2 protein-coding genes are annotated in these 901 nt (G+C 27.2%); both read left to right on the plus strand.

Features of this window, described 5'->3' with window-relative positions; translation table 11 throughout:
• Positions 1-190: 190 nt before the first annotated feature.
• The gene (locus B4E95_RS09785) at positions 191-607 is read left to right on the plus strand and encodes a hypothetical protein (protein WP_291091368.1); all 417 of its coding nucleotides are present in this window, start codon (positions 191-193) and stop codon (positions 605-607) included.
• A 9-nt stretch (positions 608-616) separates the two neighbouring features.
• Positions 617-850, plus strand: coding sequence for a hypothetical protein (locus B4E95_RS09790; RefSeq protein ID WP_291091369.1), 234 nt, complete (start codon positions 617-619; stop codon positions 848-850).
• Positions 851-901 lie beyond the last annotated feature (51 nt).

Consider the following 901-nt stretch of genomic DNA (forward strand, 5'->3'; position numbering starts at 1 on the left):
TTTTTAGGGAAGATTACAATTACGGTTTTACGTAAATTCAATTGTTGCTTTATAAGTATGTTTGTAAATTAATTATATAAACAAATTATGAAGAAGAATCTATTATTTTTTAGTAACATTTTTTATCAGTTCAATTGCTTTTAGTCAAGATATTATTAAAACTCATAAAGATGAGGTTATAAAAGGAAAAGTGATTGAGGTTAGTGATAAAGAGGTTAAATTTCAATATGAAGGCGAAAGTATGATAAATACTTTATCTAAAAATTTAGTTTCTGAAATTGATTTTGAATCAGGTAGAAATCAAAAAATATCAGACAAAGTAATTATTAATGATGAAAAAGATTGGGAGAAAGTTATAATTACAAATTTAGAATCTGATGTAAATGGATTAACAAGAGGAGAGGAGATTATGGCTAAAGCAAGTAGTGGTTGGAGTACAACTGGTGAAGGGAAAATGCAAAAGCTAGCTATGGATAAGCTAAAAAAAGAAGCTGCTAAAAAAGGTTACCACGTTGTATTGATTTTAACTTCTACAAGTAAAGGAGGTAATTATGGAATCAGTGGAGGTACTAAAGCGAGTGTTACAGGAGTTGGATATAAATATTAAAAAAGTATAATGACAAAACCTTATAATCCTAGAAATCCATATTCTAATAGTAGTTATTGTAAAAGGCATAGAAGAGAAGAATCTCAAAGAAGAATTCAAGAGTTTAGAGATAAAGGTATTGATGTAGATAATACTGATATGACAGGAGCTTATATTCTAATAGAAGGGCTATTCTTAATAATTCTTGGTTTTATATATTTAATAGGAGGTTCAGAAGCTTTAATTGATTGGTTTTTAATGTAAAATATCATTGATTAATTTCGTTATACTACACAAAAAATCCCTTCAATTGAA

Origin of the sequence: Empedobacter sp. UBA7494, assembly GCF_002478465.1 — a bacterium.
Lineage (GTDB): Bacteria > Bacteroidota > Bacteroidia > Flavobacteriales > Weeksellaceae > Empedobacter > Empedobacter falsenii_B.

Excerpts from the sequence above, each read along its gene's own strand:
- B4E95_RS09790 (WP_291091369.1), top strand. The coding sequence starts at position 617 with ATGACAAAACCTTATAATCCTAGAAATCCATATTCTAATAGTAGTTAT.